Annotated in this window: 10 protein-coding genes and 1 tRNA gene; 9 read left to right on the forward strand and 2 right to left on the reverse strand. The window is 64.9% G+C overall.

The genetic code is table 11. The annotated features are described in order from the left end of the window. Positions 1–57 precede the first annotated feature (57 nt). Positions 58–131: transfer RNA gene (locus AC3WLM_RS05860), tRNA-Gly, on the reverse strand. 118 nt (positions 132–249) lie between these two features. On the opposite strand from AC3WLM_RS05860, the gene AC3WLM_RS05865 reads away from it, so the two are divergent. From AC3WLM_RS05865 to AC3WLM_RS05905, 9 genes are all read left to right on the forward strand, one after another. After that, positions 250–372, forward strand: a complete 123-nt coding sequence (locus AC3WLM_RS05865; protein WP_255355097.1) for a hypothetical protein — start codon at positions 250–252, stop codon at positions 370–372. Between the two features lie 76 nt (positions 373–448). Continuing rightward, positions 449–2,257: a quinohemoprotein amine dehydrogenase subunit alpha gene (gene peaA / locus AC3WLM_RS05870; RefSeq protein WP_492476869.1), complete on the forward strand. Its 1,809-nt coding sequence runs from the start codon at positions 449–451 to the stop codon at positions 2,255–2,257. Next, positions 2,254–3,708 carry a quinohemoprotein amine dehydrogenase maturation protein gene (gene peaB, locus AC3WLM_RS05875; protein ID WP_492476870.1) on the forward strand — a complete coding sequence of 485 codons (1,455 nt, stop codon included), beginning with the start codon at positions 2,254–2,256 and terminating at the stop codon, positions 3,706–3,708. Before peaA ends, peaB begins: the two co-directional genes overlap by 4 nt. Next, positions 3,705–4,031 (forward strand): quinohemoprotein amine dehydrogenase subunit gamma, encoded by a 327-nt coding sequence (gene qhpC / locus AC3WLM_RS05880; RefSeq protein ID WP_039331741.1) that lies wholly within the window; start codon positions 3,705–3,707, stop codon positions 4,029–4,031. Before peaB ends, qhpC begins: the two co-directional genes overlap by 4 nt. 47 nt (positions 4,032–4,078) lie before the next feature. Further along, positions 4,079–5,167 (forward strand): YncE family protein, encoded by a 1,089-nt coding sequence (locus AC3WLM_RS05885; RefSeq protein WP_039331740.1) that lies wholly within the window; start codon positions 4,079–4,081, stop codon positions 5,165–5,167. 35 nt (positions 5,168–5,202) lie between these two features. After that, positions 5,203–6,168: a hypothetical protein gene (locus AC3WLM_RS05890; protein ID WP_492476871.1), complete on the forward strand. Its 966-nt coding sequence runs from the start codon at positions 5,203–5,205 to the stop codon at positions 6,166–6,168. Next, entirely contained in the window at positions 6,165–7,862 is a 1,698-nt protein-coding gene (locus AC3WLM_RS05895) for an ABC transporter ATP-binding protein (RefSeq protein ID WP_492476872.1), read from the forward strand. The genes AC3WLM_RS05890 and AC3WLM_RS05895 overlap by 4 nt, the downstream gene beginning before the upstream one ends. Further along, positions 7,855–8,538: a subtilisin-like serine protease QhpE gene (qhpE, locus tag AC3WLM_RS05900; RefSeq protein ID WP_492476873.1), complete on the forward strand. Its 684-nt coding sequence runs from the start codon at positions 7,855–7,857 to the stop codon at positions 8,536–8,538. The genes AC3WLM_RS05895 and qhpE overlap by 8 nt, the downstream gene beginning before the upstream one ends. Before the next feature lie 9 nt (positions 8,539–8,547). After that, the gene (locus tag AC3WLM_RS05905) at positions 8,548–10,575 is read left to right on the forward strand and encodes a tetratricopeptide repeat-containing sulfotransferase family protein (RefSeq protein WP_492476874.1); all 2,028 of its coding nucleotides are present in this window, start codon (positions 8,548–8,550) and stop codon (positions 10,573–10,575) included. Positions 10,576–10,809: 234 nt separating this feature from the next. Here the strand turns inward: AC3WLM_RS05905 and AC3WLM_RS05910 are convergent, their stop codons facing one another. Continuing rightward, positions 10,810–13,485: a TonB-dependent receptor gene (locus AC3WLM_RS05910; RefSeq protein ID WP_492476875.1), complete on the reverse strand. Its 2,676-nt coding sequence runs from the start codon at positions 13,483–13,485 to the stop codon at positions 10,810–10,812. Between the last annotated feature and the right edge of the window lie 389 nt (positions 13,486–13,874).

Below are 13,874 nucleotides of genomic sequence, written 5' to 3' on the forward strand. Positions count from 1 at the left end.
TTGTTGGAAGAATGTTGGAAGGGTTAGCGTTTCTGGGCGCTAACCCATTGATTTTGCTGGAGCGGGTGAAGGGAATCGAACCCTCGTATTCAGCTTGGGAAGCTGCTGCTCTACCATTGAGCTACACCCGCGCGGCCGCAAAGGCTGCTTGATCCGGGGCTGCCGGATGCGCTGCCTCTGGCATGATCGAGGGCTCGTCGTCAACCTTGCGCCTGCACTTGGCCGCATTTGCACGACGCGGCTGCCGACATGCCGCTGAACAATGTGCGCGATCAGCGTATGGATCCTGGCCGGGCCATGCGCGAAGATCATCCGATAGAGCGCCAAAACCTTTTCGCACCCGCAAAAACAAAGGCGTTGACGAACTTTTGACGTCTGTCCAGTCTTTGCCCTGACACCGCGTCCGACTCGTTCCCGGACACGGCCTGCCAAGGGGGAAATCGCGACCATGACTTTGGCCGAAACTGCTGCCCGTGATCTTGCCACGGATGTTAGCCAGACCGGGGCGAAGCGCCCGCACCGTCGGCATCTTCTCCAATTCCTCGCCCTGACCGCGCTCCCCGCTTCGATTGTCCTGGCACAGTCCGCCAAGGAGCCGCCGCGCGATTCTTCGAACCCGGTGGAGACCGAGGCCGGTATCGCGATCAAGGACCCGCTGGTCGTCGAAAAGTGCGGCAGCTGCCATACTGCAGATGCGAAAGGGAACCTCTCGCGCATCTCCTGGGTGCGCACCACCCCGGAAGGCTGGGCGCAGGTCATCCGCCGCATGGCCTCGCTCAACGGCCTGTCGATCACCCCGGCCGAGGCCAAGGCGGTGATCCGCTCGCTTTCCGCCAGCAACGGTCTCTCGCCCGAGGAAGCCAGGCCGGTTTCCTACCTGCCCGAACACCGCATCGTGGTCGAGAGCAACATTCCCAACGAGACGATCCGCCAGTCCTGCGCGGCTTGCCACGCCTTCGCCCAGCCACTGTCGTGGCGGCGTTCGAAGGCGGAATGGGGCCTGCTGCGCAATCTTCACGTCGCGATGTATTCGCAAGCTGATGCGCAGTTCCGCAAGCCGGTCGAGGACCCGACACAGCCCGTCCCCGCCAACGGCGCGCCCAAGCCGCTCCCGGTCGAGGTCGCGCTCGATTACATGAACAAGACCGCGCCGCTGATGACGCCCGAATGGACGAAGTGGCAGGCGCGGCAATCGTCCGCGAAGCTCGGCGGCAAGTGGCTGGTAAACGCCTTCCTGCCCGGCAAGGGCCTCTACGTCGGCGAGATGATGCTGACGCCGGCCGGCACCGACGACGATTACACCACCGCCATCACCCTGAAGTCACTGACCGATGGCTCCACCCTTACTCGCAGCGGCAAGGGCCTCGTCTACACCGGCTATTCGTGGCGGGGCACGTCATCAAGCGGCCCGGCCGGCGCGCGTCCGGATGCACCGCAGGACCACGAAACGCGTGAGGCGATGCAGTTCTCGCCCGACCGCAAGAGCGCGGAAGGCCGCTGGTTCTGGGGCGACTACACCGAGTTCGGCTTCAACGTGAAGCTGACCCGCGCCGCCGCCGAACCGACTGTCGTTGCGACCTGGCCCTATGCCCTCAAGGCCGGAGCCAGGGGCGCAACGCTCAAGCTGATTGGCGATGCCTTCCCTGCAGGCCTAAAGCCTTCGGACGTCGACCTCGGCAAGGGCGTGACGGTGACCAAGGTTGTCTCCAACAGCCCGACCGAGGCGGTGCTCACGGTCGATGTCGCCCCCGATGCCACCATCGGCGCGCATGACGTCGGCATTGGCGGCTCGATTCTTGCGGCGGGCCTGCCGGTCTACAAGCGGGTGGACTACATCAAGGTCACGCCCGAAACCGCCATTGCCCGCCTCGGCGGCAGCGAGAAGCACGCGCCCGGGTACCAGCAGTTCGACGCGCTTGGCTATGACGCGGGCCTCGACGGCAAGCCCTATACCGCGGATGACGTCTCGCTGGGCCCGATCGACGTGACCTGGTCAATGGAGGAGCTGCCGACCGTCTATTACGACGACGACGTCAACTACGTCGGCAAGCTCAGCCCGACCGCACTGTTCACGCCCGCCATCGACGGGCCGAACCCTGAACGCAAGTGGGGCCGCAACAACTATGGCGAGGTCTGGGTCGTCGCCACGGCCAAGACAGAAAAGGACGCATTGGGCAAGCCGCTCAAGGGCAAGGCGTTCATGGTCGTGTCAGTGCCCGCCTACAAGCGCTGGGATCAGCCGGAGGTGGCCAAGTGACCACGATCCTCGCTCCAAAGTATCGCCGCGGCGATATCCACCTGTTCGAGGCCGATGGCGCAGGTTTCGTCTACCTTGCCTCTGCTGGCGCAATCTTCGCGCTTGATGAAGGCGCCGCCAGCGTCATGGCGATCCTTGGCGAACGGCAGATGGCCTATGGCGAGATGGTCGCCGCGCTGGTCGAAAAGGGCTATTCGCGCGCCGATGCCGAAGACCTGATCCGCGAACTGCGCGCGGTGCGGGGCATAGTCTCGGACGAGATCCGCGAAGCCCCGCTCGCCCCTGCCGCACCCCCTGAGGACTACCCGCTCCAGGCGCTGGTGCTCAACGTCACCAACCAGTGCAACCTTGCCTGCACCTATTGCTACGAATTCGGCGCGGACAAGATCGCCACGCCGGCGGGCAAGCCCAAGTACATGACGCTGGAAACGGCCAGGACCTCGGTCGACTTCCTGCTCAAGAGCTCGGGCGAGCGGGAGGTGCCGCACATCACCTTCTTCGGCGGCGAGACCTTGATGAACTTCAAGCTGCTGCGCGACGTGGTGCTCTATGCCAATGAAGCAGCGGCTGCGGTCGGCAAGCGCATGACCTACAGCCTGACGACCAACGCCACGCTCCTGACCGACGAGATCATCCAGTTCCTCTCGGACCAGGCGATCGGCGTCACCGTCTCGATGGACGGCCCGCCTGACCTGCAGGACCGCCACCGCGTCTACAAGAACGGCAAGGGCTCCTATGCGGTGATGGAACCGCGCCTCAGGAAGCTCATCGCCGGGCACAAGACCCGCGCCATCACCGCCCGCGTCACGCTGACCGAAGGCGTGACCGACGTGATCCGCATCTACCGTCACCTCAAGGATGACCTGGGCTTCCACGAAGTCGGCTTCGCGCCGGTGACGGACTCCGGCGCACAGGCCTACACGCTTGATGACGAGGGCATGGACACGGTCGTCGCCGCGTTCCACGAACTCGCCGCCGAGTGGCTCGCCTATGCTCTGCGCGGCGAGATGCACGGCTTCTCGAATGTGTCGGAAACGATCAGCGAGCTGATCCAGGGCACCAACAAGTCGCACCCCTGCGGCGCTGGTCTCGGGCTGGTGGGAGTGAGCCCTTCGGGCGACCTTTCACCCTGCCATCGCTTCACCGATGCCGATACCCACGTACTCGGCCACGTGACCACCGGCCTCGACAAGGAAAAGCGCACCGACTTCCTGACGCGCGGGCACGTTGGCGCGAAGTATGAATGTTCGTCGTGCTGGGCCCGCCCGCTCTGCGCCGGCGGCTGCCATCACGAGGCCTTCGTCCGCTACGGCGATACCGGCCACGCCAACCTGCACTACTGCGACTGGATCCGCGAATGGACCGAGGCCTGCCTCAAGATCTACGGCACCGTCGCCCAGCGTAACCCTGAATTTCTTGAACGCTTTGCTGCACGAAAGGGCTTGTCATGAAGCACCTGAAACCCCTCAACAAGAAGGCACTGCGGATCGAGGAAACGATCGCCTCGACCGAAGAGGACGTCGTCGCGCTCCAGCAGAAGCCGATGCACACGCCAATGGGCTGCTCGATCTCGTTCTCGCCCGGCTGGGAGGTCGATGCGGGCGGCGGCACGGCAGGCCTGTGCCAGCCGGCCGAGCGCGACATCTACGACTGCTACGTCACCTGCTTCTGGCCGGTGCAGGTCCCAGATCACGTCAACTACTCGCCCGACTGGGCCAGCAATTGCGCGACCGCGGCCAAGGACTGGCGCAGCCTCGACATCATCTTCCCCTGAGCGGCCCGCCTCCACTCCTGACATTTCAGCATCGGAAGACCCGACCCATGAAGAAACTTGGTCTCGCGCTCCTGCCCCTTCTTGCGACCGCCGCGCCGGCGCACGCATCGACCGTGTTCATGGGGTCCTACCCCGACAAGATGCTGATCGTCGACGAGGCGACCGGCGAGATCAAGGATCGCATCACGCTGGCCTCTGGCCTGCCCACCGCGATGCGCATCTCGAACGACAGCAAGAAGATCTACGTCTCCACGATCACCACCAGCGGCATCGAGGTGATCGATACGGCGACCAGGAAGGTGGTCAATTCCTTCAGCCTGAATACGCCGACCGTGCGCTACCGCTTCGGCGGCGGCGTGCCCGATCCCACGGGCCGCTTCTTCTACACGATGATCCAGAAGTTCGAGAAGCTGCAGGATCGCTGGACCGTCAGCCCGCAGATGTTCGGCGTGATCGACCTGACGAAGAAGGCCGTCGTGCGCACCGCAGACGTGCCCGACGAGGACGTCCGCAACGGCGCTGGCCGCGGCAACTACATGCTGTCGAAGGACGGCACCACGCTGTTCCTGATCCGCGACAAGGTGCTGGTCGTCGATACCGCATCGCTCAAGGTAAAGGATCGCCTGGAGTTCTCGAAGCCCGAGGCGACCGGCATCGAAGGCGTCAGCTTCGGCGGCGGCGTGGAGACGTTGCGCAATCCTGACCAGTACGTTTCGATGTTCACCGCGCAGGACCCCTACATCCGCAACAAGGTCTATGGTGTGGGTCGCTTCGATCTCGTCACCAAGACTTTCGACTTCCGCCCCATTGGCCCGGCCCCGGTCGGCGGTGGCATGGCCGGCCTGCAGGTATCGAAGGACATGAAGGAGGGCTGGACCGTCGTCACGCAGGAGAAGGTCGGCAACAAGCGCTGCGAATTCTGGCACCTCGACCTCACCACCAACCTGGTCAAGAACAAGGCCGAGTTCCCCTGCCGCACGCGCTTCCAGTTCGGCATGTCGGGCGATGGCAAGCTGCTCTACATCTATGGCGCCAGCTACGACATCGAGATGTATGATGCGCAGACGCTGAGCCACGTCAAGACCATCGACCTCGGCAATGACACCACCGGCGCGGGGATGATCATCACGCAGTGACGATCACGGCACTCTTGAGGGGGCAGGGCGTCGCGGTGGCTACGGCCGCGCACCTGCTGGACCGGGCCGGGTTCGCGTGTCTGCGCGAGCCCGGCCTGCGGCGTCCGGTGCCGGTGATCATGCTCAGCGATCCGGCCCTCGCCTTGCTCCGTGACGTGTTCGGTGATGCGGCGCTCTTCGCCGACAGGCCCCGGATCAATCAGCGGGTGGTCAAGTGGGGCAGCGCTGAAGCGGTTGCCATGCCACACGGGGCGGTTGTAGTTTCGAAGGACGACCTTGCCGCGGCGCTCGATCCGGCTGGCCTGTGCGATCCGGGGCGGGTGCACACAGCTTTCACGATTGAGGCGATGGCACCGTTTTCCTGCGGCGAGATGCTGCGCTTCGGTGAGCGAATTTCAGCGACGGCGCGGGTCACTCTGAAAGCAGATGCCCCCGTCCGCACCTGCTGGATCGAGGCGGTCGACGCAGGCTGGCTGTTCCTGATCCCCGATGGCTTCGGCCAAGCGTGGCTGCTGGCCGTCGGCGGCGATCCACAAGCGTTGACGCAGGATGCGCCGCTGATCGGCCCGCTGATCGACGCACTCGAACTTTCGGGCGGCCGGTTCGACACCAGCCCACGCATGCTGGCCCAACTCGCCGGAAACGACTGGCTGTCCTGCGGCACGTCCGCCATCGCCTTCGACCCCATCTGCGGCGACGGCACCGCGCAAGCTGCGCGCGAGGGCATCCTTGCCGCCGCCGTCATCGGTGCACTTGAGCGGGGCGAGGACCCGACCATGCTCGCAACCCACTACCACTCCCTGCTGCTCGCCTCGCTGCGCCGCCACCTGCAACTGTCGCTGCCGTTCTACGCCAATGGTGGTGCAGGGCCATGGTGGCATGACCAGTACGCCGCCGCCCGGGCCGGTTACGATCAGACCACCGCGCTGCTCGCAAGGCTCCCCGAACCTCGCTTTGCACTTCACGGCTTCGATCTCGTCCGCCGCGAGCAGGCCGCATGAGCGAAGCGCCGAAAATCGCGCCTTGGAGCACTTACAAGCGCCTCTGGCCATGGCTGAAGCCCTACGCTCCCAGGCTGGTGCTGGTCCTCCTCGGCAGCCTCATCGCCACTGGCCTCACGCTCGCCCAACCGTGGATCTCCAAGCTGATGATCGACGAGGCGCTGCTGAAGCGCGACTGGGACATGCTGGTCAGGATCGCCGCCCTGATGATGGGCGCAACGGTCGGCGGCTTTGCCGTCAATGCTCTGGTATCCTACCGCTATGTCTCGCTCTCGGCGCAGATGCTGTTCGACATGCGCGTCGCGCTGCTGCGCCACCTCCAGCGCCTCTCCCCGCGCTTCTACGGCAGCTTCCGCCTGGGCGACCTCATGTCGCGGCTCAATTCGGACGTTTCGGATGTCCAGCGCGTCGCGGGCGACACCCTGCTCTCAGTATTGAGCAACATGCTGTTCTTCGCCGGCTCGGTCGGCATGATGCTATGGCTCGACTGGAAGCTGTTCCTCGTCGGCACGGTGCTAGTGCCGTTTGCGGTAGTGAGCTTCCTCCACTTCCAGCGCCGCATGACCGACCTCACCCAGCAGATGCGCGAACGTGGCGCGGATATCGGCAGCCTGCTGGCCGACACGATCCTCGGCATGCGCACGGTCAACGCGCTCGGCGCCGAGGATCACGAAGCCAGCCGCTTCGCCCGCGCCAACAGCGGCTTTGTCGGCACGATGCTACGCATGCAGACCACCTCGTACCTCACCGGCGCACTGCCCGGCACGATCGTGACGGCATCGAGCGCGGCGGTGATCCTCTATGGCGGCAAGCAGATCATCGACGGCACGATGACGGTGGGTGCGCTCGTCGCCTTCATCACCTACCATGGCCGCCTGCTCGCCCCGGTGCAGGCACTGATGGGCCTCACCGCCAGTCTCGCCACTGCGCGCGTGGCGCTGGCCCGCATCTTCGAACTGTTCGATACCGCGCCCGAAGTGACCGAGGTCGAAAAGCCATGGCCGCTGCCACTGGTCGCCCGCGAAATCCGCCTCGAAGGCGTGACCATCCATCACGGCCGCGAACCGGTGCTGGACAAAGCAAGCCTCACCATCCCGGCTGGCTCGCTGACGGCCATCCTCGGCCACTCTGGCGCGGGCAAGTCCACGCTGGCAGACCTGCTGGTGCGCTTTCTCGATCCCGTCGCGGGCAGCGTCACCATCGACGGCACCGACTTGCGCGAGCTGTCGCTAACCGACCTGCGCGCGCGCGTCCTGCTGGTCGATCAGGCCCCGTTCCTGTTCAACGCCTCGATCGCGCAGAACATCGCCTTCGCCCGGCCCGACGCTACGTCCGATGACATTGCCGCCGCCGCCTCTGCCGCCGGACTGGACCCGCTGATCGCCCGCCTGCCCGAAGGCCTCGCCACCCGCACCGGCGAGCGCGGCCTCGCGCTTTCAGCGGGCGAGCGCCACCGCATCGCCATTGCCCGCGCCCTGCTGCGCCAGCCCGACGTGCTGATCCTCGACGAGCCCACCGCCGCGCTGGATGAGGAAACCGAACGCCTCGTCGCGCTCGGCCTGCGACGCGCCCTGCCCCATGCCACGCTGATCGTGATCACGCACAAGCCAGCGCTGGCCGAGATGGCAGACCACGTGATCCGGCTCGAGAACGGCAAGGCGCGCCGGGAACCGCAGGTCACCGCCCATGGCTAAGGTTGCTGTCATCGACAGCGGGGTCCACCCCACCCACCCGCACATCGAGGCGGCACGGCTGTTGCCGGGGTGCTCGGTCCTCGCCGATGGCACGGTGTTGACCGACCCGCTCGAGACGGTCGACAAGCTTGGGCACGGCACCGCCGTCACCGCCGCAATCCAGGAGCTTGCGCCCGACGCCGAGATCCTGACCATCCGCGTCTTCCGCGATGGCCTTCGCGCCTCGGCCCGCGCACTGGCGACGGGCATCCGGCAGGCGCTCGAAGCCGAATGCGACCTGATCAACCTCAGCCTCGGCACCGCCAACCCCACCCATGCCGAGGTCTTCGCCCTGCTTGCCGAGGAAGCAGCAGACCGTGGCGCGCTGATCGTCGCTGCTTGCGAGGCCGAGGGACAGCCCTGCTGGCCGGGATGCCTGCCTCAGGTCCTCGGCGTCGGCCTCGACTGGGACCTGCCGCGCGGCCAGCCGCGCCTTTCTCCCGACCGCCTCATGGTCATCGCCTCAGGCTACCCGCGCCCGATCCCCGGCGTCGAACCTCGCCGCAACCTCTATGGCGTCAGCTTCGCCGTGGCGCAGGTAACCGGCTGGATCGCGGCACATGGGCTGCGGAGCCGGGCCGAGGTCATCGCAGCTTGCGCCGATTTGCGTACACCGCAAAGGATCGGTGCCGACTAGGCTTGCACCATGATCCAGCAGTTGCGCGCGCCCTCGCCCCAGCAAGCCCTCGCCGAGGGCGAAGCGCTGCTCGTAATCGCGCCGCACAAGGCGCTGTCAGCTGCCGAAGCCGTGCTGCGGCAGGCGCCCGGCTTTCCGCCCGCAGAATTCCTCGCCGCCCGCGCCTTGCGTCGCATGGGCAAGGGCAAGCAGGCAGTGGCAAAGCTCGATGCCCTCGCCCGCGGCAATGGTCGGGTCCCCGCCGTGCTGTGGGAACTGGGCCAAGCCGCTGCCGAAGCGAAGGACACGCCGCGCGCCATCGCAGCACTGCAGGCGCTCACCCAATTGCAGCCGGGCATCGCCGGCGGCTGGTTCCTCCTCGCGCGGCAGTTGCGCAAGGCTGGCCGCGCCGACGAAGCATGGCGCGCAGATCTGTCCGGCGTCCACGCATCCTCGCGCGATACGGGCCTGCTCAAGGCGGCGCTCGCCGTCCAGGACGGCGATCTCGAGAGTGCGGACCGGATGCTCGCCGAACGCCTCGCCCGCGAAGGCGACGACCCACCCGCGCTGCGCCTCCATGGTGAAATCGCCTGGCGCAAGGGCGAGATGACGCCCGCCATCGCGCGCGTCGAACAAGCCGTGACCAGCGCCCCCGGCTTCGATCTGGCGCGCGATTTCCTGATCCGCCTGCTGCTCCAGACCAACCGCTTGCCAGAAGCGCTCGATCATGCCGAAGTGCTGCAGGCCTCGCCGATCCCTTCGCCGGGGCACAAGCTGATCCTTGCCTCGGTGCTGGTGCGGCTCGGACATCAGGAACGCGCTGCGGGTCTCTATCGCGAACTGCTCGCCGCAGACCCGGACCAGCCGCAGGTCTGGCAGAATCTCGGCCACGTGCTCAAGACGCTGGGGCAGCAGGCCGAGGCGGTCGAGGCCTATCGCGCCGCCGTCTCCCGCCAGCCGACCATGGGCGAAGCGTGGTGGAGCCTTGCCAATCTCAAGACGGTGAAGCTCGGGCCAGACGACATCGCCACCATGGAATCCGCCCTCGCTTCGCTCTCGGATGCGGTTGAAGAGCGCAAGGAGGACGTCTTCCACCTGCACTTCTCGCTCGGCAAGGCCTTCGAGGACGCGAAGGACGCCGCACCCTCGTTCGCGCACTACGACAAGGGCAATGCCCTGCGTCGCACGATGATCCTCCACGATGCCGATGCGTTCAGCGCCGAAGTGCAGGCCGCGAAGCAGACTTTCACCGCCGCCTTCATTGCCACCCTGGGCGAAGGTGGCTGCCCTGCGCCCGATCCAATCTTCGTCGTCGGCCTGCCGCGCTCAGGCTCGACGCTGGTCGAGCAGATCCTGTCGAGCCATCCGATGGTCGAAGGCACGATGGAACTGCCCGAGTTGATGATGATCGGCGCGCGCCTGCAATCGCGCGTCGACGAGGGCGAGTTCGCCGATTTCGCCACGATGATAGCCTCGCTCACCCCGGCAGACCGGCTGCGGCTGGGCGAGGAGTACATCGAGCGCACCCGCGTTCACCGCCAGACCGATCGGCCACTGTTCATCGACAAGATGCCGAACAACTGGCAGCATGTCGGCCTGATCCGCCTGATCCTGCCCAACGCCAAGGTGGTCGATGCGCGGCGCCACCCGCTGTCTTGCTGCTTTTCCGGCTGGAAGCAGCATTTCGCGCGCGGCCAGACCTTCACCTATGACCTGACCGACATCGGTCGCTACTACGCCGACTACGTCAACCTGATGGCAAAGTGGGATGCGCAAGCGCCCGGCCACGTCCATCGCGTGATCTACGAGCGCATGGTCGCCGATACCGAAGCCGAAGTGCGGCGCCTGCTGAGTTACATTGGCATTCCGTTCGATCCCGCCTGTCTCGAATTCTACAAGACCGAGCGCGCCGTGCGCACGGCGAGTTCCGAACAGGTCCGCCAGCCGATCTTCAAGGATGGGCTCCAGGCGTGGAAGCCCTACGAGCCGTGGCTTGCCCCACTCAAGGCAGCGCTGGGTCCGGTGCTGGAAAGCTATCCCGACGCGCCTGCGGGCTGATAGTCCAACCGTTGCGAATGCAGCGAGGCAATGGACCCCGGCCTGCGCCGGGGTGACGGCAATTGTCTCAACGAGTCAAAAGGGATCGTCACCCCGGCGCAGGCCGGGGTCCATGGCGCCAGCGACGCACACCGCATCCATCGCTCCCACGCCATATCCCACCACCCCAAAAAAGCCCCCGCGGTTTCCCGCGGGGGCCTCAGGTTCCTTACGCAGGATAAAGTGTTTGAAACTTCAGTACTTCTGGCCCCAGCGGATGCCGAAGAACTGCGGCTTGATGATGAAGGTGCGCGACGATCCCGAGCAGAAGTCGATCGAGCAGAAGGTGTTCTTGGTCAGCTGCCCGCGCTTGTCGAAAGCATTCTGGAGGAACACGTCGAGCGTCCAGCTTTCGGTCTTGATCCCGGCCGAGAAGTCGAAGCTGACAAAGCCCGGCGTGTTTCCGTACAGCGCGTTCTGGTCGACGTTGAGGTCCTGCGTCGCCCCTGTCTGGTAAAGCGCCGCACCCTGAACGTAGAAGTCCTTGTCGCCCCAATCGCCGTCATAGCGCACAGAAGTAGTGCCCTTGAACTTCGGCTGACGTGGCAAGCGGGTACCATCGATTGCAGCAACCGAAGGAGTCTGTCCGTTGGTGCCAGGAACCGGCGTGCCCACGGCACAGGTCGCCAGCTGCGTGATGGTAAGCGCCGTCCGGTCTGCAATGAAGTTGCAGAAATTGCCTTTCAGCTTGCCGTCGTTGAACGCGCCAGATGTCGAGATCGTGACCGCGCCAAGCTTGAGATCGGCGTCATACTCGATGCCCTTGACCTCAGCCTTGCCGGCGTTGCCGGTGTAGCCCGCGCCTTGTGCGCCGGCAACGACCACCGAATACTGGATGTTGTTCCACTTCTCGAGATAGACCGCTGCGTTCAGGCGGAACATGTTGTTCCAGGTTCCCTTGAAGCCCAGCTCGAAATTGGTCAGCTCTTCCGACTTGAAAGGCGGTGCAGCCACGATGACCTGCGGCAACCCGCCCGAGGCGCGAATGCGCAAGGGTCGGTTGAAGCCCCCCGGACGGAACCCGGTCGAGTAGTTTGCATAGATCATCTTGTCCGGCTGGAACTGCCAGTTCAGCGCAACCTTGTGCGTCTCGCCCTGCTCGCGATAGCGTCCGACGCTGAGCGGATCGAGACGATTGAAGTTGCGGCACTGCAGGCGTTCGGCCGGCAGAGGCAGCGGACAGCCGACCGAGTTGGTCGGCAGGAAGATCGACGGTGCATTCTGCGCCGATGCCGCAACACCGCCAAACCCGGTCACGTCAAATCGCGTCCAGAAATAGCGGATGCCGCCGGTCAGCTTCAGTTCGGGGGTGATGTTGTAATGCCCTTCGGCGAAGACCGCGTAGTCCTTCCAGTGGTTGGTCTGCTCGCTCAGGTAGAAGGCATCGCGCTTCACCGCAGGTGAACCGAGCACCATCGTGCCGCCTTGGCTGACCGGAATGCCGAAGCCGGCGGGGTTGCTGTCGCCGCCACCGGACATGGTATAGCCGACGATGTCGGCAAGACCATGGATGCCGTAGTCATTGTTGATCTCGTTGGTCTGGTGGTGGAGGAAGCCACCGATCGTCACGTCGAAAGGCCAGGACTTGGGCGTGGTCAGCCGGATTTCCTGCGTGAATTTCCGCTCGTTGCGCAGACCGCTGTAATACTGCGTCGGGTTGATCAGGTTGGTGCATTTCAGCGTTGCGCCCGATCCGGTGCAGCCGTCCTTGCTGAAGAACTGGAGGTAGTTCTCGTAGCCCGGGCCGAAGCCGTCATAGGTTACGGTGTAGTAGGTGTAGTCGTTCAGCAGCTTGATCTGGCGCTGATAGTAACCGGTCGCAGAAACCAGATCGAAATCACCAATGTGGCCGTGGATGCTCAGCGCGGCCTGGTAGAACCTGTCGTTCTGGCTGGTCTTGTCGTAGTCGTGGACCTCAAGGTCGCCCACGCGCGGATCGAAACCGAAGTAACCGTTGGCGATCTGCTGCTGCGCGGTGATCTGGGGCATGATGTCCCAGCCATCGAACGGTTGCCACAGCACCTGCAGGCGCCCGCCGTATCCTTCAATGGTGTTGTAATCGTCCTGCGCGATCGAAGAGTTGTCGAGCGTGTAGCTGGTGTTCGGGTTGTCGTCGCCCAGCGTCAGGACCGAGGGGCTGCCATCGTTGAACTTGCCGTTGTTGGGCGTGTTGTCGATGTAGCCGCCGTCACGCCGGTAGAAGCCCATCGCGCGGATCGCCAGCGTGTCGGTAACGGGCACGTTGATGTAGCTCTGGTACTGGCCGCCGAAATCGCCCTTGCCGTACTTGTTGACCTCGGCATCATAGCCAAACTCGAACTTGTCGGTCGTCGGCTTCTTGGTGATGAAGCGGATCGTGCCGGCCAGCGAACCTGCGCCATAGAGCGTGCCCTGCGGACCCGAAAGCGCCTCGATGCGCTCGAGGTCATAGGCCATGATGTCGGGCAGGCCGGTGCCGGTGATCGGAATGTCGTCGATGTAGTAGCCGACCGATTCGCGCCCGCCACCTGCCGGCACGATGCCGCGGAAATAGGGGGTGTTGCGGCCCGGGCCAATGCCGGCGAAGGTGACCGAGGGGAGCAGCGAGGCAAAATCGGTCAGGCCCTTGACCTGACGCTGGCCAAGCGTGTCGGCGCTCAAGGCCTGCATCGAGATCGGAACCTTCTGGATCGAAGTGGCCGTGCGCGTCGCCGTCACCACGATCTCGCCCAGACCCTGCTCTTCGGCGGCCTGCGGTTCGGCAGCGGGAGCGGCGGCTTCCTGCGGCTCGTCGGCGGCATGGGCGATTGCGGGCAGGACCATCGTGGAAAGGATGGTTGAAACGCCCAGCGCCCGCATGGCTTTCGATTTGAACCCGATCTGCTTTTTCATCTCGTCAACCCCCTGTTATGGCTCGGCCAGGCAAGTCTGGCTCGGCCCTCGCTTCTCCCCGTGCATCCATCCCCAATCTCGTTGCGCATCCTCGCCACCTTGCACCGCAACATGGCCAGGCCGCCGCGCGAACGGCCCAGATGAAAAGGCAAAGCTTTCCCGCCAGCCGAAGACAGCAGTGTCTCCGGCCCGGTCGCGTCAGCGCGACAGACGTTAGTTTGTCAGCAATACCCCTTCGACCGGCGCGGCCTTTTGGCCATTCCATGACGCCTGTCCGGGATTGATAATGCTGCACAGCAACATGGAGTCAACGCCCTTTTGGGCAGGTGCCTCACCCTTTTCATCCACCCCCGCCAAAACCATCGGCGGACAAAAGAAAGCGGCGCCCG

The sequence above is a fragment of the Novosphingobium sp. FW305-C-30-35 genome, assembly GCF_058783135.1.

Coding starts and splice junctions, on each gene's coding strand:
- AC3WLM_RS05865 (WP_255355097.1), top strand. CDS start 250: ATGCCGCTGAACAATGTGCGCGATCAGCGTATGGATCCTGGCCGGGCC.
- peaA (WP_492476869.1), top strand. CDS start 449: ATGACTTTGGCCGAAACTGCTGCCCGTGATCTTGCCACGGATGTTAGC.
- qhpC (WP_039331741.1), top strand. CDS start 3,705: ATGAAGCACCTGAAACCCCTCAACAAGAAGGCACTGCGGATCGAGGAA.
- AC3WLM_RS05885 (WP_039331740.1), top strand. CDS start 4,079: ATGAAGAAACTTGGTCTCGCGCTCCTGCCCCTTCTTGCGACCGCCGCG.
- AC3WLM_RS05895 (WP_492476872.1), top strand. CDS start 6,165: ATGAGCGAAGCGCCGAAAATCGCGCCTTGGAGCACTTACAAGCGCCTC.
- qhpE (WP_492476873.1), top strand. CDS start 7,855: ATGGCTAAGGTTGCTGTCATCGACAGCGGGGTCCACCCCACCCACCCG.
- AC3WLM_RS05905 (WP_492476874.1), top strand. CDS start 8,548: ATGATCCAGCAGTTGCGCGCGCCCTCGCCCCAGCAAGCCCTCGCCGAG.
- AC3WLM_RS05910 (WP_492476875.1), bottom strand. CDS start 13,485: ATGAAAAAGCAGATCGGGTTCAAATCGAAAGCCATGCGGGCGCTGGGC.